Genomic DNA, 18239 nt, shown 5'->3' on the forward strand with positions numbered 1-18239 from the left:
AGAGCGGAGAGCGGAGAGCGGAGAGCGGAGAGCGGAGAGCGGAGAGCGGAGAGCGGAGAGCGGAGAGCGGAGAGCGGAGAGCGGAGAGCGGAGAGCGGAGAGCGGAGAGAGCGGGGAAGGGTGGAGGGGCAAGGGCGAGAACGGAGAGCGAGGGTGGAGCGCCAAGAGAGAAGAGAGAAAAGAGAGGGCAGAGGGCCAAGGGGGAAGAACGGAGGGCGAGGGCGGAGAGTGGAAGGTCTAGCGACAAGAGTCGTGTGTCCGTCGCCGTCGAGTAGTGCGAGGCTTTGACCTGCGGGTGTGCTGCTAGAAGCCTGTTCGGTCCCGAACCGTGACCACGCGCGGGGTAGGGGGTGGTGGCAGGATGCGGGAGTGGATGTTCGGTCTCGGAACAACGTCGTGGTTACGGGTCGTGAGGGTGGGCCTGTGGTTGTGCTGGCTCACGGGTTCGGGTGTGATCAGAACCTGTGGCGGCTGGTGGTCCCGGTGTTGGCCGAGCACTTCCGGGTTGTGCTGTTCGATCACGTCGGGGCCGGTCGGTCGGATCTGGCGGCGTGGGACGAGCGGCGGTACTCCTCGCTCGACGGGTACGCCGAGGACGTGGTGGAGGTGTGTCGCGACCTGGACGTGGGGCCGGTCGTGCTGGTCGGGCACTCGGTGAGCGCGATGATCGGTGTGCTGGCCGTGGTCGCGGAACCTGATCTGTTCTCCGGGTTGGTGCTGCTCACGCCGTCGCCCCGCTACGTCGACGACGGCGACTACCGCGGTGGGTTCAGCGCCGCCGACATCGATGAGCTGCTGGAGTCGCTGGACAGCAACTACCTGGGCTGGTCCGCCGCGCTGGCGCCGGTGATCATGGGCAACCCGGATCGCCCCGAGTTGGGGGAGGAGCTGGAGAACAGCTTCTGCCGGACGGACCCGAAGATCGCGCGGGTGTTCGCGCGCGCCACGTTCCTGTCGGACAACCGGGCCGACCTGGAGTCCGTCTCCGTGCCGTCGCTGGTCGTCCAGTGCGCCCACGACGCCATCGCCCCGCCCGAGGTCGGCGCGTTCGTCCACGACCGGATCCGCGGCAGCGAACTGGTCACGCTGGACGCCACCGGCCACTGCCCGCAGCTCAGCGCGCCCGCGGAGACCGCGGCGGCGATCATCCCGTTCGCCGCGAGAGTGGGCGGATGACCGGGGACCGGATCGGAGCACTGCCTCAGGAGAGCCTGGAAGACCTCTACGACCACGCGCCCTGCGGGTACCTGTCGACGTCGTTGGACGGGCGGATCGTGCGGGTCAACGCGACGCTGCTGTCGTGGCTCGGCCACTCCCGCGAGGAGGTCGTGGGCGGGCGCCGGTTCGCCGACCTGCTGACCGTCGGCGGCCGGATCTACCACGAGACGCACTTCGCGCCGTTGCTGCGGATGCAGGGCGAGGTCGGCGGGGTCGCGCTGGAGCTGGTGGCCTCCGACGGGCGCAGGCTGCCCGTGCTGGCCACGTCCGTGCTGAAGCACGACGAGGAGGGTCGGCCCGCGCTGATCCGGACCACCCTGTTCGACGCCCGCGACCGCCGCGCGTACGAGCAGGAGCTGCTGCGGGCCAGGCAGCAGGCCGATGGCGAGCGGGACCGCTACCAGCGGCTGGCCACGACCCTCCAGCGGTCGCTGCTGCCGCCCGCGCTGCCCCGCGTGCCGGGGGTGGAGACGGCCGCGTACTACCACGCGGCGTCCGTCGACGAGGTCGGCGGCGACTTCTACGACCTGTTCCCGCTGACCAGGGACCGGTGGGGGCTGTTCCTCGGTGACGTGTGCGGCAAGGGCGCGGGCGCCGCGACCATCGCCTCGGTCGCCCGGTACACGCTGCGCGCCGCCGCCGTGCAGGACTCCGACCCGCGGGCCGTGCTGCGGACCCTGAACACCGTCCTGGGTCAGGAGGACGGCCACCGGTTCTGCACGGTGCTGTTCGGCCTGCTCACGCCCACCGCCGACGGCTGCACCGTCGCACTGGCGGGTGGTGGGCACCCGCCTGCCCTGCTGCTGCGCGCGGACGGCACGGCCGAACCGCAGGACCTCGTGGGCGGCCAGTTGGTCGGCCTGCTGTCGGACGCCTGCTTCACGGCCCGCACCGTGACCCTCGGGCCCGGTGACACGCTGCTGTTCTACACCGACGGGATCACCGAGGCGCGGGTCGCCGCGGACCGCTCCCGGTACGGCGACGAGGCCCTGCTGGAGTTCGCCGCCGCGCTCGCGCCCCGTGGCGCGGCCGACACCGTGACGGCCGTCCGCGAGCTGCTGACCGGGTTCGGTCCCGGTGTCGACGACGACACCGCCGTGCTGGCGCTGGGAGTGCCGCCGGTCAGCCGTTCCTGATCTCCGGCCGCGGGACGCCGTCGACGCAGCGCAACCGGACCTCCACCCGCGCGCGGCCCGAGGTGAACCTGATCGACGGGTGGTCGTGGCCCGACTCGGCGCGCGACTGGAAGCCCTGCGCGGGCGTGGTGGACACGATCCGGACCTGGTCGCCGTCGCAGCGGGCGATGACCGACCCGCCCCGGCTGTTCACGACGGTCGGCTCGACCGCCGGGGTGGTCGTGGTCGGTGCCGGGGTGGACGACGGCGTGGGCGGGGGGTCGGAAGTCCTCGTGGTGGCCGGGAACGCCGACAGCCTGGCGTCCACTTCGGACTGGCTCAGCGGCTCCTGGCCTGCGCCGACGATGCCGCTGCCGATGGCGTTCACGGCGGTCATCCCGACCACCGTCGCGGCCCCGAGCGCGGCCACCCACGCGAGCGCCACCGTGAGCGCCCTCGTGCGTCCGGACCAGGGACTGGACATGGGGCCAGTATGCCGTCGGGGATCGTTAAGGCGCTCCTAACGGACTCCTAAGGCGACCGCGCGACCGCCGTCCGTGGCCTACCGTTCGGGCATGGCCCAGGTGCTGCTGATCGAGGACGACCCGCGGATCCGCACGGCGCTCATCCGCGGGCTCGCGGACCGCGGCCACGCCGTGACCTGGGCGCCGACCGCGCTGGCGGGCTTGGAGCAGGCCGTCGGCGACCGGCCGGACCTCGTCGTGCTCGACCTCGGCCTGCCCGACCTGGACGGTGTCACGGTGCTGCGGATGCTGCGCGGGGTCAGCCGGGTCCCGGTGGTCGTGGCCACCGCGCGGGACGGCGAGGACGAGATCGTCGCCGTGCTCGACGCGGGCGCGGACGACTACCTGGTCAAACCGTTCGGCGCGGCGCAGCTCGACGCCCGCATCCGGGCGGTGCTGCGGCGCGGCGGTGAGCACGTGGAGGACGGCGCGGTCGTAGTCGGCGGGCTGCGGATCGACCCGAGGTCCCGCCGGGCCAGCCTGGACGGCCGCGAACTCGACCTCACGCCGCGGGAGTTCGACCTGCTGCACTACCTCGCGAACCGCGCGGGCGAGGTCGTCGGCAAGCGCGAGCTGCTGACCGAGGTGTGGCGGCTGCCCTACGGCGGCCCGGACAAGACGGTCGACGTCCACCTGTCGTGGCTGCGCCGCAAGCTCGGCGAGACCGCGCAGGACGTCCGCTACCTGCACGCCGTGCGCGGGGTCGGGGTCCGGCTCAGCGCGCCGGGGGAGTGACCGCGCGTGCGACGACGGGTGCTGCTGCTGGTCGGGGCGACCACCTCGCTGGTGCTGGTCGCGTTCCTGCTGCCGCTGGCGCTGCTGATCCGCGACGTGGCCGCCGACCGGGCCGTGCAGGCGGCGACCGTGCGCGCCCAGTCGCTCAGCGCGCTGGTCGCCACCACGGACGCGGCCGCGCTGTCGTTGAGCGTGCGGCAGGTCGACACCGACGCCACCGTGTTCCTGGCCGACGGCACCACCCTCGGGGCGGCCGCGGACCGGACGTCGTTGGTGGAACTGGCCTTTCACGGGACCAGCGCGTCCGGTGACGTGCCTGGGGGCCGCGAGATCGTGTTCGCGGTCGCGGGCCCGACCACGACGATCGGGGTGATCCGCACGTTCGTGCCCGACGCGCGGCTGTCGGCGGGCGTCGGCCGGGCGTGGCTGCTGCTGATCGGGCTGGCCGTGGTGCTGCTCGCGGTGAGCCTCGTGGTCGCGGACCGGCTGGCGCGGTCGCTGGTCCGGGCCACCATCTCCCTCGCCGCCGTGTCGCACCGGCTGGCGCGCGGCGACCTGGACGCGAGGGCCGATCCGGCCGCGCCCGCGGAGATCGGTGTCGTGGCGACCGCGCTCAACGGGCTCGCGGGCCGCATCGCGGACCTGCTGCGCGAGGAGCGGGAGACCATCGCCGACCTGTCGCACCGGGTCCGCACCCCGCTGATGGCGTTGCGCCTGGACGCCGAGGCGCTGGCCGGTCCCGACGACGCCGAGCGCATCGGCTCCGGCGTCGACGCCGTGCAGCGGGCCGTCACCCAGGTGATCGAGCAGGCCCGGCGGCGCGGGGTCGACCCGGCGGGTAGCAGCGACGCCGCCGAGGTGGTGCGGGAGCGGGTCGCGTTCTGGCTCGTGCTCGCCGAGGACACCGACCGCCGGGTCGGCGTGGACGTGCCGGACGGGCCGCTCCCGGTCGCCGTGGCGCGGGCGGACCTGGAAGCGAGCGTCGACGCGCTGCTGGGCAACGTGTTCGCCCACACCCCGGACGGCACGGACTTCCAGGTCGCGCTGTGGGCGGGTGCCGACGGCGGCGCGCGGCTGGTCGTCGCCGACGCCGGACCGGGGATGGACGCGACCGCCGTGCGGCGCGGGACCAGCGGGTCCGGCTCCAGCGGGCTCGGGCTGGACATCGTGCGGCGCACGGCGGAACAGGCGGGCGGCGGGCTGCGGATCGGCGCCTCGGAACGCGGTGGCCTGCTGGTGACCGTCGACCTCGGACCGCCCGCTTAGGGACCCGTTAACCGTCCGACAGCGCGCCGCTAGGCCACCGCCCGGCACCGTCGGTCCTGTCCAGCCACAACGGAGAGGGGCCGATCATGTCGAACCGGAACAGGGCCGTGCTGGTGGGCGGAACGCTCGTGCTGCTGGTGGCCGCCGGGACCGCGGCGGCGGTCGCGGGCGCCGACGACAGCGGCACGACGAGTCCCACCGCGACGTCCATCTCGGTCAAGCCGACCACCTCGTCCGCCACGTCGTCCTCCGGGACGTCCACCTCCACGACGTCGTCCTCCACCACGTCCACCTCCACGACGGCGGCCCCCTCGTCCGAGGTCGCCGGGGGTGTGACCGCGGAGGAGGCGGGGCGGATCGCGCTCGACGAGGTCGGCGGCGGCAGCGTCGTGGGCACCGAGCGGGAGTTGGAGCACGGCCGGTGGGAGTGGCACGTGCGGATCGAGTGGAGCGGCGGGCGCTGCGACGTCAGGGTGGACGAGGAGACCGGGACCGTGCGGCCCGGCGACGATTCCGGTCACCGGGGCCGTCGCGGTGACGTCCACCGCGGTCACGGGGGCCGCGACGACGGTTCCGCCCACCGGGGTCGAGGTGGTGACGACCACTAGTCGATCACGGCGAAAGGCCTGGACAGCGGGCCTTTCGCCGGTTCGCGGGCCCATGGGTGTCCACAAAGGACTGTCGCCGTCGTTCTGGGCGGTTCGCCGATCACCCTGTTGGCGGTTGCCCCCGCCGTGCGAGAATTGCATATTGCGAGCCTTCGCACGAAAAGTGTCGGTCGCGCCACGACCTGGGGGTTTCGGCCAAGACCGCGGATCCGGTGGACGAGGTGGCGACAGCGCGGGACAAGGTTGAACTCAGGGGTGTGCGACTGCTCACCAGCGCCTTCGCCTGGATGGTCGGGCTGGCGCTGGTGGTGGCTCTCGTGTTCACCGGGCGGGGGCCGCTGCACTACCCGCTGGTGCTGCTGGCCGTGGTCGTCCTCGGAACCTGGCTGGTGAGTCCGGACGGGGACGCGTGGTGGGTGTCGGCCGCCGAGGGTGTGGTCGCCGTGTCCGCGTTCCTCGTGCTCCCCGGCCCGCAACCGGTGATCGGGTTCCTCTTCGGGGTGACCGTGCGGCGGTCGCTGCGGGGCGGGACGGCGTGGTTCCCGCTCAAGGCGACTCCCGCGCTGCTGGGGTACGTGGTCGGGCTCGGCGCGGCCATGACGCTCGACCTCGGCTCCCGGCCGGTGGGCGTCGACTCGCTGGTGGGGGCGCTCATGCCGCTGGTGGGGCTGGTGATCGGCTCGGGCGCGCTGTACAAGGTGGTGGGCGCGGCCAAGACCGCCGACTCCGCCCGCCGGACGCTCTCGGCGGTCGTGCAGGCCAGCCCGGTCGGCCTGGTGCTCCTGGGCGACGACGGCGTGCCCCAACTGCACAACGACCGGGCGCGGACGCTCCTCGACTGGTCCGGGCCGGGCGCGGTGCCGTGCCCCCACGGCCCGGACATCACCGCGTGCGGACGCGGGTGCGGCACCGCCTCGGCGGACCCGGTGGAGGTGCGGGTCGGCAGGACCGGGGTCCTCGCGCTGCACCCGATGCCCGTCGACCCGGACCGCACGCTGGTCGCCGTGGTGGACGTGAGCGCCCGCACCCACCGCGAGGAGGCCCTCCGCACCCGCTCCGAACGCGACGAGCTGACCGGGCTCGTCGGCCGCTCGCACTTCCTGCACCTCGTCGAGCAGGCCGTGCCCGGTGGGGGCGGCCCCGTCGGCCTGCTGGTCATCGACCTCGACCAGTTCAAGGAGATCAACGACACCGAGGGCCACGAGGCGGGCGACGAGTACCTGATGTCGGCCGCCGACCGCATCCACTCGGCCGCGGGCCCCGGCGCGGTCGCCGCGAGGATCGGTGGCGACGAGTTCGCCGTCCTGGCCCCCGGCCACGACGCGGACGCGTGCGTCGGGCTCGGTGAACGGGTGCTGGCCGCGCTGGCCGAACCGCTGTCCGCGTTCGGCTACGAGCTGGTGATCCGCGCCAGCGTCGGGATCGCGGTGTCCGACGGCGAGGGCTCCGCCACCGACCTGCTCCGCGACGCCGACACCGCCATGTACGTCGCCAAGCGCGAGGGCGGCGCCCGCCACCGGCTGTTCCACCCGGAGATGGGCGAGGAGGTGCTGGCGAGGCAGCGCGACAAGGTGGACCTGCGCGCCGCCATCGACAGCGGCCAACTGGTCCTGCACTACCAGCCGATCGTCGACCTGGCGACCGGCCGCGTGACCGGCGCCGAAGCGCTCGTCCGCTGGCAGCGCCCCGGCCACGGGCTGCTGGGCCCGATGGAGTTCATCGGGCTCGCCGAGGAGACCGGCCTCATCGTGCCGCTGGGCAACCGGGTGCTGCTCGACGCGTGCGAGCAGGCCGTGCGCTGGCAGGACCGGTCCATCGGCGTCACGGTCAACGTGTCGACCCGCCAGCTCTCCCAGGCGGGTTTCCTGGACACCCTCGACGAGGTGCTCACCACGACCGGGCTGCGCCCGAAGGGGCTGACGATCGAGGTCACCGAGTCGGTGTGGGCTGACGAGGTCGCCATGCGCACGCTGATGGCGGTCCGCGACACGGGGGTGCGCGTGGCACTGGACGACTTCGGCACCGGCTACTCGTCGCTGAGCTACCTCCAGCGCTACCCGTTCGACGTCGTGAAGATCGACAAGTCGTTCACCGCGGAACTGGGCGAGTCAGGCCGCACCGCGGGCGTCGTCCGCTGCATCATCGACCTCACCAGGGTCCTCGGCGCCGTGGCCGTGGCCGAGGGCATCGAGACCCCCGCCCAGGCCGAGTGGCTGAGGGTCGCGGGCTGCGACTACGCGCAGGGGTACCTGTTCGGCAAACCCGACATGGCGGAGAACTGGGACGTGCAGCCGTCGGTGGTGTGGGCGGCCGAGCACGACCGGACGTGACCGGGCCCGCCGGACCCGGTCACGTCCGGGGTCACGGGGTGACCGCGATGTTGGTCAGGCCCTTTACCGCGCCGGACGCGGTGTTGGACGCGTGCACGACGTTGGGCATCGCCGCGCACTTGGACACCGAACTGATGTTGATGGCGTACTGGCCCACGCCGCCGAGGTCGGAGCGGTTGTCGCGCCACACGTTGCCGCACCCGTTGGGGAACGCGGGCGTGGTGCTGGTGTTGTGGGTCTCGTACCCGTTGGCGAACACGCCGGGAGCGCGGAACGTGCCGGTGTTGGCCTCGATGCGGTAGCCGACGCCCTTGACGTCGATCCAGGAGTCAGCCGAGTTCTGGCCGGTGACGCCCTGGCCGTCGAAGGTGTTGCCGCGGATGACGCCCTCGTGGGTGCCTTCCTTGACGTCGATCGACTCGGCCGCGACGTTCGGGCCGATCCTGTTGTCGAGCACCTGGATCCGGTCGCTCCGGTCGACGCCGCCGGTGTTGCCGTGGCAGGCCCAGTTGGAGTTGGCGGAGCCGAGGTAGACGCCCTCGCCGTAGCCGGGCTGGACGAGGCCGGTGTCGGTGATGGTGGACCCGCGCAGGACGCCGTCGGCGGAGGAGCGGCGGAAGTGGACGGCCTCCTCGTCGACGTGGTGCACGGAGACGGCGTCGATGGTGGTGTGGTGGGAGTTGTCGAGCACGATGCCCTTCTTCGACTCCCGCACGGTGAACCCGGTGAGGTTCCAGTACGGGGAGTCGAACAGCCACAGGCCGTAGCCGGAGTCCCAGCCCGCGGTTGGCACGGGGCAGGACGGGGCCTCGCCGGACGGGCCGTCGTTGATGATGACGGCGGTCGACGGGCCGCTCAGGGTGATCCGCTGCGCCGCCGTGCCCGCGCGGCCGTCGACGGCGAAGGAGCCGCGGTAGGTGCCCGCCGCCAGCCGGATCGTCTGACCTGGGGAGGCGGTGGCCAGCGCGGCCTGGAGCTGCGCCGCCGTGGACACGTCGACCGTCGCGCCACCGCCACCGCCACCGCCACCGCTGCCTCCGCCGTCGCAGGCGACGCCGTCGACCGTGCAGGTCGTGGGCAGGCCGGTGCCCGAGGCGTTGAAGCCGAACTTGGCGGTGGCACCGGGTTTGACGGCGCCGTTGAAGGTCGCGTTGGTGAACCTGTGGTGTTGGCCGGTGGTGGTGCGGACGGCGTTCCACGAGCTGGTGATCGTGGTGCCGGAGGGGAGGTCGAACTCCACGGCCCACGACGTGGTCGCGGTGGGGCAGCCGTTGGTGAGCACGACGTCGGCGCCGTAGCCGCTGCTCCACACCGAGGTCCGGGTGACGGTCGCGGTGAGGCAGCCGGTCGACGGCGGAGTGGTGGTCGTGGTCGTGGTGGTGGTCGTCGTGCTGGACGTGGTGGTCGGCGGGGCGCCGCCCACCGACCTCAGGAACAGCGACGACGCCGTGTCGGTCCTGCTCGCGTCCACGCCGTGGCCGCCGGTGTAGTCGCGCTGCTCGTTGGTCGCCCAGTCCGCGATCGGCGTGCCGCCGACGTCCAGGTGCTGGTAGCCGGTGCCGTTCCAGCCGAACTGGTAGACCCTGGTGCGGTCGGCGTAGTACGCGGTGAACGGGCCGCCGGTCGCCTGCTGCTTGGTCATCGCGTTGTTGAAGAAGACGTTGCGCGGCCCCGAGGCGCCGGACCACTTGACGGCCTTCTGGCCCGCGCCCCACCAGATCGGGAACCAGTTGGAGGTGTCCGGCCCGCCGCCGCCCTCCTCACCGCAGTTGGCGCGGCAGTTCGCCGAGCGGTGCGCGTAGGGGACGCGGACCGTGTTCAGCTCGAACAGGTTGTTGCGCTCCCAGCCGCCGTGCAGGTTCAGGTCGGAGTCGAAGTCGTTGCCGATCACGACGTTGCCCGACGCGGACCACTGGAACGTGAAGTGCCGCAGCTCGCGGGAGGTGTTGCCCGCGTAGAGCGAGTCCCACACGCGCGAGCCGCGGAAGTACCCGTTGCCGCCCTTGCCCTTGTTCCACGAGCCCACCAGTTCGTTGTCCACGACCTGGAGGTTCTTGGCCTCCTCGGTGACGATCGGGTGCGACCCGGTCATCTCCGCCTTGACGCCGCGCACCCAGGAGTTGGCCGCCCACTTGAAGACGATGCCGTGCATCTCGGCCGCGGGCGCCATGTTGCCGTAGTTGTTCACCGAGTCGGCGCGGTCCAGCCCCGGCATCGCCTGGGTGAAGCCGAAGTCCTCGAAGCCGACGCCGACGACCGGGTCCACCAGCGGGGCGGCCTTCGAGTCGTAGGCGGCGCCGTCGATCGGCGCCGAACCGTCCGAGGTGGACGTGATCGGGACGTCGTACTCCAGCGGCTTGTCCACCGTGACGGTCTTGTTCGCCGCGTCGACGGCGGTCACCGTGAAGATCTGGGCCCGCATGTGCATGTTCAGCATCGGGAACGCCGTGCCGGTCGCCTTCTGCTGCTCGTAGAACTTGACCGAGTTCGCCGCGCGGACGTTGAGGAACGAGCCGACCGCCATCGCGGACGTGTTCGCGTTGGTCGCCAGGTAGACGGTCCGGTCGCCCTGCCTCGCGGCGTACGCGGTCTCACCCGGTTTCGCCCGCAGCTTCGCGCCGGACTTCCAGTGCACGTTCACCGTGCCCTCGAAGATGTCCTTGCGGTTGGCGGGAGCCGAGGCGTACGCGCTCGCGTAGGCCGGGTGCACCTCGCGCGACTGGACGCGGAACAGGCCGCGGCCCGGCCACAGCCAGCCGCCCTTGCCCTCGCCCGCGGTCATGCCGTCCTCGTCCCAGTCCGACCCGTCCTCGGTGAGGGTGTCGTACAGGGTGTTCGCGTCGGGCCGGTACACGATCCTCGTCGCCGCCGCGCCCGCTCCGCGGATGATCAGGTAGTCCGCGTCGACGTGCAGTTCGCGCGACACCGCCAACTCGCCCGCGGGCAGCGTGATCAGGCTCAGCTTCCCGTAGCCCGCGGACGGCGAGCAGGTCGACTTGATCGAGTCGATGGCCGACTGGATGCCCGCGGAGTCGTCCACGCCGTCGTCCGGGCGGACGCCGAACTGGCCCGCGAGTTCCGCCGCGGTGATCCGGCAGGCCTCGGCGGGGTTGGTCTCCGCTGCTCCGGGGAGGTTCTGGCCACCCCGGTACCCGGCCCTGCTCCAGTCGTACAGGCCGCTCACGGGGGCCCGGCGGTTGTCCGCCGAGGTGTTCAGCCCGGTGAGCGCACCGGCTCCGGGCGCGGCGCCCGCGGCGTTCACCAGGACGACCCCGGCCGCGGCGAGCGAGCCCACCAACCCGAGCACGGCGGCTCGGCGCAGGCGATGACTTCGGGACACACGTGCCTCCAAGGAGGGAGATGTCGGACCTCGGACGTGTGGCGGCTCACATCGTGGAGTTGCAGTGTGGGGAGCGCTCGACGCTCCGGTCAATGATTGCGCGGAAATTCGCGACGAGTTCAAGTACGCGAATGGTCAGGTATGTGAAATAGGTAAATCGAGGTGGTCTAACTAGCTTATTGCTACGCCATTCAAATTGGTGAAAGAGCAGGTGAGAACCGGTTTCTACCTGCAGGCATAGGTAGTAGAACGGGAAATGTGGTCTATTTCCCGTGGTTAGGTGAAGGTGTTCTCAGCTCGGGCGTGCGATGACCGTGATGAAGAAGTCGTCGATCTGCCGAACGGCGGCGACGAACGCGTCGAAGTCGACCGGTTTCGTCACGTACGCGTTCGCGTGGAGCTGGTAGCTGCGCAGCACGTCCTCGTCGGCGCCGGACGTCGTCAGCACGACCACCGGGATGCGGCGGAGGTCCTCGTCCTCCTTGATCTCGGCGAGGACCTCGTGGCCGTTCATCCTGGGGAGGTTGAGGTCCAGCAGGATCAGGTCCGGCCGGGGCGCCTCCGCGTGCACGCCCTCGTGGCGCAGGAACTCCAGCGCCTCGACGCCGTCGCGCACCCGGTGCAGGCGGTTGGCCACCTTGTGGCGCTCGAACGCCTCCACGGTGATGAGGGCGTCACCCGCGTCGTCCTCGACCAGGAGGACGTCGATCGCCGATGCTGCGGAAACCATCACGGCGCAGTCCATTCCAGGGGTGCGGCACGGGCCCTGTGCGCCATCGTGCCACGTCGGGGCGGACGGCGAAGGGGGCGGTTCACCCCTGGTCGGCGTTCGTCCCCCGCGGGCGGGCCCGCTTCAGCTCCTCGTTGACCCGCAGCGCCTCGGTGAGCTGGTCCTCCAGGACGACGATCCGGTACGCCGCGTCGACCGCGGTGCCCTGGTCCACGAGTTCCCTGACCCGCCCCGCGAGCTTCAACTGGTAGCGGGAGTAGCGGCGGTGGCCGCCCTCGGACCGCTGGGGGGCGATCAGCCCGGCGTTGTCGAGGCTGCGCAGGAACACCTGCGTCACGCCGAGGATCTCGGCGGCCCGGCCCATCGAGTAGGCGGGGTAGTCGTCGTCCTCGAACCTGCTCTCCGCGCTGGGATCGGGTGTGGGGTCCACGGGTCCTTCCGGGTCGCGCGAGCGGTACTTCGCGTCGCTGGTGAACAAACTCTATGCTTGGCGCGCATCAATGTCTACCATCTCCACTGGAGATTTTCGGGACGCGGGCCGCCGGGTCCGCCCGGACGAGGAGAGGTCGTCATGCGCACGGTCCCCGGACAGGACTCCGACGCGGATCTTCCGCGCTTGCGCGTGCACCACCAGGAAGCGCGGGGCGCGGTGGTGGTCGCGGTCGTGGGCGACGTCGACATGAACACGGTGCCGGAACTGGAGGATCGGCTCGTCGCGGTCGGGCGGCCGGAAGTGCCGCTGGTCCTCGACCTGACGGGGGTGACGTTCCTCGACTCGACCGGCCTCAGCGCGCTCGTGCGCTGCCACCAGCGGGGGCTCGGCGGCGGCGGGTTCCGCCTCGTGGTGGCGAGCCGCGCGGTGGCCCGGCCGCTCTCGCTCACCGCGCTGGACGGCCTGTTGGACATCTACCCGACGGTGGACGCCGCGCTGGCGGCCTGACCGGGGGTCTGCGTGCGGGCCGCGAGTCCACAGTGGAGGATGAGGTGGTGGCAGTCTGCGGCCGTTCGCCATCCGCGGCCGCGCCGCCACTCGCCGCGCGCACGCCTTGTCCTCGAACAGGACCAGACCTGTCGGGGCAGTGGTCCAGTCCGTCGCCGAACTCGCTGGACCTTGCCCGCTGGGCAAGATCGACCGAGAACGGGTCGCGGTTTGGTAACCTGTGAACACCCGGTTGTCACGGGGTGACGTGCCGTGGGTGGCGAGGAGGCCGGTAGTTGACGGACAGCGGTGTCGCGCGGGTGCGCTTCACCGTGCTGGGGCCGGTCCGGGCGTGGCGCGACGACGTCGAGATCGACCTCGGGGCACCGCAGCAGCGCCTCGTCCTGGCCTTCCTGCTCGCGGGCGGTGGCAGGCCGGTGAGCCTCGGCGAACTGGTCGACCTGATGTGGGACGAGAGCGCCCCGACCAGCGCTGTCAACGTGGTGCACCGGTCCGTCGGGCTGCTGCGCCGGATGCTGGAGCCGGGGCTGCCGCCGCGAGCGGCCGGGACGTGGCTGCTCCGCAAGGCGGGCGGCTACCAGCTCGGCGTCGACGAGGGGTCGCTCGACCTGCTGCGGTTCCGCGCGCTGGCCGCCGAGGCGGGCCGCCTGGTCTCCTCCGGTGACCACGCCGGCGCGGTGCCGGTGTTCGCGGAGGCGCTGACGCTGTGGCGGGGCCGGTGCGCCGACGGTCTGGACGTGGGGTCGCGGGCCGCCGCGCTGTTCACCGCGATCGACAACGAACGGCTCGCGCTGGCCAGGGACGCCGCCGAGATCGCGCGCGAAGCCGGGATGGCGGAGGAACTGCTGCCCGCGCTGCGGGCCGTGGCGGCCCAGGCCAGGTTGGACGAAGCGCTCCAGGCGCAGGTGATGCTGCTGCTCGCGGCGGCGGGCCACCAGGCCGAGGCGTTGGGCATCTACCAGGTCGTGCGCACGCACCTGTCCGACGAGCTGGGCATCGGGCCCGGTCCGGCGCTGCGCGAGGCGCACCACCGGGTACTGGCGCAGGAGGTCGTGCCCGACCAGCCGGAGCACGTGCGGCCCGAGACGCCGCCCGTGTTCCGCGCGGGCCTGCGCCCGGCGCAACTGCCGTCGGACCTGCCCGCGTTCACCGGCCGCCGCGCGGTGCTGGCCGAGCTGAGCGCGCTGGCGTCCGTGGACCCGACCACCTCGGGGTCCACGGTGATCTGCGCGATCGACGGGATGCCGGGCACCGGGAAGACCACCCTGGCGGTGCGGCTCGCGCACTCGCTGGCCGACCGGTACCCCGACGGGCAGCTCTACGTGAACCTGCGCGGGTTCGACCTCAGCGGTGAGGTGATGGACCCCGCCGAGGCGCTGCGCGGGTTTCTCGGCGCGCTCGACGTGCTCCAGACGCGGATGCCGTCCACCGTGGACGAGCAGGCGGGCCTGTACCGCAGCCTCACGGCGGGCAAGCGGATGCTCGTGGTGCTGGACAACGCGCGCGACGCGAACCAGGTCCGCCCGCTGCTGCCGGGGTCGGCGAGCTGCCTGGTGATCGTCACCAGCCGCGACCGGCTGACCGGGCTGATGGCGACCGACGGGGCGCACCTCGTGTCGCTCGACGTGCTCTCGCCGGAGGAGGCCAGGGAGAACCTGGTGCGCCGGATCGGCGCCCGCCGGGTCGGGGCGGAACCGCGGGCGGTCGACGACGTCGTCCGGTTCTGCGCGGGCCTGCCGCTCGCGCTCAGCCTCGTCGCCGCGCGGGCCGCCGCCCACCCCGGCTTCCCGCTGGCCGCCATCGCCGACGAGCTGAAGGACACCGAGGGCAGCCTGGACGCCTTCGGCGACGGCAGCAGCGGTGACGTGCGGACCGTCTTCTCGTGGTCCTACCGGATGCTCGGCGACCGCGCCGCGCGGCTGTTCCGCCTGCTGTCGCCGCACATCGGACCGGACATCTCGCTCGCCGCCGCCGCCAGCCTGCTCGGCGCGGACGTCAAGGAGACCCGCGGCCTGCTGGTCGAACTCGTCCGCGGCAGGCTGGTCACCGAGCACGTGCCGCGCCGGTTCGCCGCCCACGAGCTGATCCAGGTCTACGCCGCCGAGCTGAGCCGGGACCTGGACTCCGACGCCGACCGCGCCGCGGCGCTGGACCGGCTGCTCGACCACTACCGGCAGACCGCGCACCGGGCCAATCTGCTGCTCAAACCGAGGATGGTGCCCGAGCCGCCCGCCGAGCCGCTGCCCGGCGTGCGACCGGAGGTCGTCGAGGACGACGAGCAGGCCACCCGGTGGATGACCGCGGAGCACCAGGTCCTCACGGCCGCCGTCCGGTACGCCGTCGCGAACGGCCGCCCCGCCTACGCCAGGGGTCTCGCGCTGTCGATGCAGCAGCACTTCCAGTACCAGGGCCTGTGGCACGAGTGGGACGCGACGATGTCCGCCGTGGTCGCCGCGTCCGAGATCGAGGGCGACCCGCTGGGCCGCGCGCTCGCGATGCGCAGCCTGGCGGGCGCGCGCCACTACCTCGGCCGTCCCGCCGAGGCCGTGGCGCTGCTGAACCGCACCCAGGAGATCTTCCGCGACCTCGGCCTGAACTACGAGCAGGCCCACGTGCACAGCGGGCTCGGGTCCATCCTCGCCCGCGGCAACAAGTTCGCGGAGTCCGCCCACCACCACGAGCGGGCCCACGCGCTCTACCTGGAGGCGGGCGACCTGTACGGCCAGGCGAACTCGTTGCAGGGCATCGCCTGGGCGCGCGGCCACCTCGGGGACCACGTCGACGCCGTCTCGCTCAGCAGGCAGGCCATGACCGTCTTCCGGGAGTTGGGCGACGGCAACGGCGAGGGCAACTGCTGGGTCGTGCTCGCCGAGTCGTACCGGCTGCGCGGTCGCTACGACCGGGCCATCGCCTACCGGGAGCGGGCCATCGCGCTGTACCGCAAGGCGAACATCCCGGTGTACGAGGCCGAGGAACTGATGGAGCTGGGCGACACCATGATGGAGGCGGGAGACCGGTCGGGCGCGCGGGAGTCGTGGCTGCGGGCGTTGGCGATCCTGGAGGAGCTCAAGCTCCCCGCCACGCAGCAGATCACCGACCGGCTGCTGGGCCTGGACCACGCGCGGCAACCCGCGGGCTGACGCGCCGCGCGGTCAGTGGGACTTGGGCTCGTGGCAGCTACCCTCACCGGTCGGGCCTTCGACGAAGACCCGGACGTGGCCGGGGGTGAGGTCGCCCAGCACGCACGTGCGGGTCCCGAGCGTCGCGTTGTAGTAGATCATCGGCGGTTGCCCGTCGAAGCGCTGCTCGACCAGTTCGACCATGGTGTCGGCGGGCAGACCCGCGTCGACCAGGGCCTTGCGGGCGCTGTCGGTGGTGAAGTCGCCCTTGGCGCACAGCGCTTCCAACAGCGGGAGGACCTTGTCCGCGGCTTCGACGCCTCGTGCTCGCTCGTCCGGCGTGAGCGGGCGCCGCTGCTTCCAGGCGTTGTTCTCCGCCTGGTGCGGTGCGACGTCCGGCGCGGGCCTGCCGGTGCCCGCGGTGGTGGGCGCCGGGGTAGTGGGTGTCGCGGCTGGTGGGGCGGTGACATCGCCGGGGCAGGTGGTCGGGGTCGTCGGAACCCAGGTCGGGGCCGCGGACCTGCTGACGCTCAGCACAGGCCCGTCACCACCGCCGTCGGACGCCACGGGGGTGCGGCTCGCGCACCCGGAGGCCAGCAGGAGCGCGGCGCAGAGGACCAGCGTTCGGCTCGCGGTGATCGACATGGCCCCGACTGTGGCACGGCGACGCGGTCCCCCGGAGGAGAACGGGAACTTCCGCGCTACGCGGGGTAGGCCGCCGTGCGGAGGAACGCGACGTCCTCGGTGCCGACCTCGCGGCCGGACTCGTCGACGAAACCGACGTGGGCGGGGCGGTCGCTGTCGCGCACCCGGCGTTCGATCGTGGGTCCGTTCTCGTGCGGGACGTGGCGGTCGCCCCACTGCTGGAGTGCGCCGATCACCAGCTTCAGCTCCCGGCCCGCGTCGGTGAGGTGGTAGGCGTCCCGCGGCCTGCTGCCCGGCTCCTGGTAGGGCTCGCGGGTCATCACGCCGTACTCCACCAGCGTCGCCAGTCGCGCGGTGAGGACGTCCGGCGCGATCCCCAGCGAGTCCTTGAACTGCGCGAACCGGGTGGAGCCCGAGAGGGCGTCGCGCAGGATCAGGAACGTCCAGCGCTCGCCGAGCACACCGAGACTGCGCGCGATCGAGCACGTGGAGTCCAGCATCTTCGGGGTCGCCATGAGACCCATCCTACACCTGGGTTGCGCTTTCCAATCCAGGTGCTAAGTTGGAAAAACCAACTCAGACTGGAGTCGTCATGGATCTCGCAGGCCGCACCGCACTCGTCACCGGCGCCAACCGCGGACTCGGCAGGCACCTCGCCGAGCAGCTCCTCGAGCGGGGGGCCACGGTCTACGCGGGTGCCCGCAACCCGGCGTCCGTCGACCTCCCCGGAGCCATCCCGATCGCGCTCGACGTGACCGACCCGGAGTCGATCGCCGCCGCCGCGCGCGCCATCAAGGGGTTGTCCGTGCTGGTCAACAACGCGGGCTCGTCCACGGGGGCCTCGGTGGTCGTGGGCCCGCTGGAGGACGTCCGGCGGGAGATGGACGTCCACTACTTCGGCACCCTCGCGGTGACCAGGGCGTTCGCCCCGCAGCTCGCCGAGCACGAGACCAGCGCCGTGCTGAACGTGCTCTCGGTCCTGTCCTGGGTCAGCGGCCCGACGGTCTCCGCCTACGCGGCGGCGAAGTCGGCCGAGTGGTCGCTCACCAACGCGCTGCGCAACGAGCTGGCGGCACAGGGGACGCAGGTCACCGGGCTGCACGTCGGGTACATGGACACCGACATGGCCGCGCACGTCACCGGCGCCAAGAGCGACCCGGCGGCCGTCGCCGAGCAGGCGCTGGACGGCGTCGCGGCGGGTGAGCCCGAGGTGCTGGCCGACACGCTGAGCCGTCACGTCCAGCGGAACCTGGCGGGCGGCGTCGCCGCGCTCTACCCCCTGACCGCCTGACCGTCGAACTCGTCCCGCGCCTCCAGCACCTCCGGGATGTGCTCCTCCGCCCAGCGGGCGAGCGCCTCCAGCGGACCGTGCAGCGTGTGGCCGAGCGGCGTCAGCTCGTACTCGACCCTGGGCGGCACCTCGGCGTAGGCGGTGCGCCGCAGCAGCCCGTCGCGTTCGAGGTCGCGCAGCGTCGAGGTGAGGACCTTGCCACTGATGCCGTCCAGGGCCTCGCGGATCCCGCCGAACCGCTGGGGCCCGTCGGCCAGGGTGATCACGATCATCGCGGTCCACTTGTTCGCGATGCGGGCCAGCGACGTGCGCGACGGGCACGTCCGGGACAGCACGTCCCACTTCGGTGACATAGGTCGCACCCGTCCATTGGTTACC

The 18239-nt window shown here is 72.3% G+C and carries 16 protein-coding genes; 9 read left to right on the forward strand and 7 right to left on the reverse strand.

What is annotated here, in order from left to right; translation table 11 throughout:
• Positions 1-423: 423 nt before the first annotated feature.
• Complete coding sequence (locus NZH93_RS11125; protein ID WP_308214188.1) at positions 424-1176, forward strand: alpha/beta fold hydrolase; 753 nt, start codon at positions 424-426, stop codon at positions 1174-1176.
• Positions 1173-2354 (forward strand): PP2C family protein-serine/threonine phosphatase, encoded by a 1182-nt coding sequence (locus NZH93_RS11130; RefSeq protein ID WP_259622911.1) that lies wholly within the window; start codon positions 1173-1175, stop codon positions 2352-2354. The genes NZH93_RS11125 and NZH93_RS11130 overlap by 4 nt, the downstream gene beginning before the upstream one ends.
• Here the strand turns inward: NZH93_RS11130 and NZH93_RS11135 are convergent.
• On the reverse strand, positions 2341-2817 hold the full coding sequence (locus NZH93_RS11135) for a hypothetical protein (protein ID WP_259622912.1): 477 nt from the start codon (positions 2815-2817) through the stop codon (positions 2341-2343). The genes NZH93_RS11130 and NZH93_RS11135 overlap by 14 nt on opposite strands.
• Before the next feature lie 91 nt (positions 2818-2908).
• On the opposite strand from NZH93_RS11135, the gene NZH93_RS11140 reads away from it, so the two are divergent.
• The 4 genes from NZH93_RS11140 to NZH93_RS11155 all read left to right on the forward strand — a co-directional run bounded on the left by NZH93_RS11140 (position 2909) and on the right by NZH93_RS11155 (position 7796).
• Positions 2909-3592, forward strand: a complete 684-nt coding sequence (locus tag NZH93_RS11140; protein WP_259622913.1) for a response regulator transcription factor — start codon at positions 2909-2911, stop codon at positions 3590-3592.
• Between the two features lie 6 nt (positions 3593-3598).
• Positions 3599-4858 carry a sensor histidine kinase gene (locus NZH93_RS11145; protein WP_259622914.1) on the forward strand — a complete coding sequence of 420 codons (1260 nt, stop codon included), beginning with the start codon at positions 3599-3601 and terminating at the stop codon, positions 4856-4858.
• A gap of 86 nt (positions 4859-4944) precedes the next feature.
• Positions 4945-5466 carry a PepSY domain-containing protein gene (locus NZH93_RS11150; protein WP_259622915.1) on the forward strand — a complete coding sequence of 174 codons (522 nt, stop codon included), beginning with the start codon at positions 4945-4947 and terminating at the stop codon, positions 5464-5466.
• 257 nt (positions 5467-5723) lie between these two features.
• Entirely contained in the window at positions 5724-7796 is a 2073-nt protein-coding gene (locus NZH93_RS11155; RefSeq protein ID WP_259622916.1) for a putative bifunctional diguanylate cyclase/phosphodiesterase, read from the forward strand.
• A 31-nt stretch (positions 7797-7827) separates the two neighbouring features.
• Here NZH93_RS11155 and NZH93_RS51210 read toward each other — a convergent pair whose 3' ends face one another.
• The 3 genes from NZH93_RS51210 to NZH93_RS11170 all read right to left on the reverse strand — a co-directional run bounded on the left by NZH93_RS51210 (position 7828) and on the right by NZH93_RS11170 (position 12296).
• A complete protein-coding gene (locus NZH93_RS51210) occupies positions 7828-9219 on the reverse strand; it encodes a cellulose binding domain-containing protein (RefSeq protein ID WP_372506614.1) in 1392 nt (463 codons plus the stop codon).
• A 2209-nt stretch (positions 9220-11428) separates the two neighbouring features.
• On the reverse strand, positions 11429-11866 hold the full coding sequence (locus tag NZH93_RS11165) for a response regulator (protein ID WP_259622918.1): 438 nt from the start codon (positions 11864-11866) through the stop codon (positions 11429-11431).
• Positions 11867-11948: 82 nt separating this feature from the next.
• Positions 11949-12296 (reverse strand): helix-turn-helix domain-containing protein, encoded by a 348-nt coding sequence (locus NZH93_RS11170; protein WP_259622919.1) that lies wholly within the window; start codon positions 12294-12296, stop codon positions 11949-11951.
• A 141-nt stretch (positions 12297-12437) separates the two neighbouring features.
• On the opposite strand from NZH93_RS11170, the gene NZH93_RS11175 reads away from it, so the two are divergent.
• Complete coding sequence (locus tag NZH93_RS11175; protein ID WP_259622920.1) at positions 12438-12806, forward strand: STAS domain-containing protein; 369 nt, start codon at positions 12438-12440, stop codon at positions 12804-12806.
• Positions 12807-13081: 275 nt separating this feature from the next.
• Positions 13082-15946 (forward strand): AfsR/SARP family transcriptional regulator, encoded by a 2865-nt coding sequence (locus tag NZH93_RS11180; RefSeq protein ID WP_259622921.1) that lies wholly within the window; start codon positions 13082-13084, stop codon positions 15944-15946.
• A gap of 12 nt (positions 15947-15958) precedes the next feature.
• Here the strand turns inward: NZH93_RS11180 and NZH93_RS11185 are convergent, their stop codons facing one another.
• Positions 15959-16570 (reverse strand): hypothetical protein, encoded by a 612-nt coding sequence (locus NZH93_RS11185; protein ID WP_259622922.1) that lies wholly within the window; start codon positions 16568-16570, stop codon positions 15959-15961.
• Positions 16571-16626: 56 nt separating this feature from the next.
• The gene (locus NZH93_RS11190; RefSeq protein WP_259622923.1) at positions 16627-17085 is read right to left on the reverse strand and encodes a winged helix-turn-helix transcriptional regulator; all 459 of its coding nucleotides are present in this window, start codon (positions 17083-17085) and stop codon (positions 16627-16629) included.
• A 77-nt stretch (positions 17086-17162) separates the two neighbouring features.
• Here NZH93_RS11190 and NZH93_RS11195 point away from each other — a divergent pair, with 77 nt between their 5' ends.
• On the forward strand, positions 17163-17861 hold the full coding sequence (locus tag NZH93_RS11195) for an SDR family oxidoreductase (RefSeq protein WP_259622924.1): 699 nt from the start codon (positions 17163-17165) through the stop codon (positions 17859-17861).
• On the opposite strand, the gene NZH93_RS11200 is transcribed toward NZH93_RS11195, so the two are convergent.
• Complete coding sequence (locus NZH93_RS11200) at positions 17843-18214, reverse strand: winged helix-turn-helix transcriptional regulator (RefSeq protein WP_259622925.1); 372 nt, start codon at positions 18212-18214, stop codon at positions 17843-17845. The genes NZH93_RS11195 and NZH93_RS11200 overlap by 19 nt on opposite strands.
• Between the last annotated feature and the right edge of the window lie 25 nt (positions 18215-18239).

Source organism: Umezawaea endophytica, assembly GCF_025061645.1.
GTDB lineage: Bacteria > Actinomycetota > Actinomycetes > Mycobacteriales > Pseudonocardiaceae > Umezawaea > Umezawaea endophytica.

Excerpts from the sequence above, each read along its gene's own strand:
- NZH93_RS11140 (WP_259622913.1), top strand. The coding sequence starts at position 2,909 with ATGGCCCAGGTGCTGCTGATCGAGGACGACCCGCGGATCCGCACGGCG.
- NZH93_RS11150 (WP_259622915.1), top strand. The coding sequence starts at position 4,945 with ATGTCGAACCGGAACAGGGCCGTGCTGGTGGGCGGAACGCTCGTGCTG.
- NZH93_RS11135 (WP_259622912.1), bottom strand. The coding sequence starts at position 2,817 with ATGTCCAGTCCCTGGTCCGGACGCACGAGGGCGCTCACGGTGGCGCTC.
- NZH93_RS11190 (WP_259622923.1), bottom strand. The coding sequence starts at position 17,085 with ATGGCGACCCCGAAGATGCTGGACTCCACGTGCTCGATCGCGCGCAGT.
- NZH93_RS11130 (WP_259622911.1), top strand. The coding sequence starts at position 1,173 with ATGACCGGGGACCGGATCGGAGCACTGCCTCAGGAGAGCCTGGAAGAC.
- NZH93_RS11195 (WP_259622924.1), top strand. The coding sequence starts at position 17,163 with ATGGATCTCGCAGGCCGCACCGCACTCGTCACCGGCGCCAACCGCGGA.
- NZH93_RS11175 (WP_259622920.1), top strand. The coding sequence starts at position 12,438 with ATGCGCACGGTCCCCGGACAGGACTCCGACGCGGATCTTCCGCGCTTG.
- NZH93_RS11165 (WP_259622918.1), bottom strand. The coding sequence starts at position 11,866 with ATGGTTTCCGCAGCATCGGCGATCGACGTCCTCCTGGTCGAGGACGAC.
- NZH93_RS11185 (WP_259622922.1), bottom strand. The coding sequence starts at position 16,570 with ATGTCGATCACCGCGAGCCGAACGCTGGTCCTCTGCGCCGCGCTCCTG.
- NZH93_RS11200 (WP_259622925.1), bottom strand. The coding sequence starts at position 18,214 with ATGTCACCGAAGTGGGACGTGCTGTCCCGGACGTGCCCGTCGCGCACG.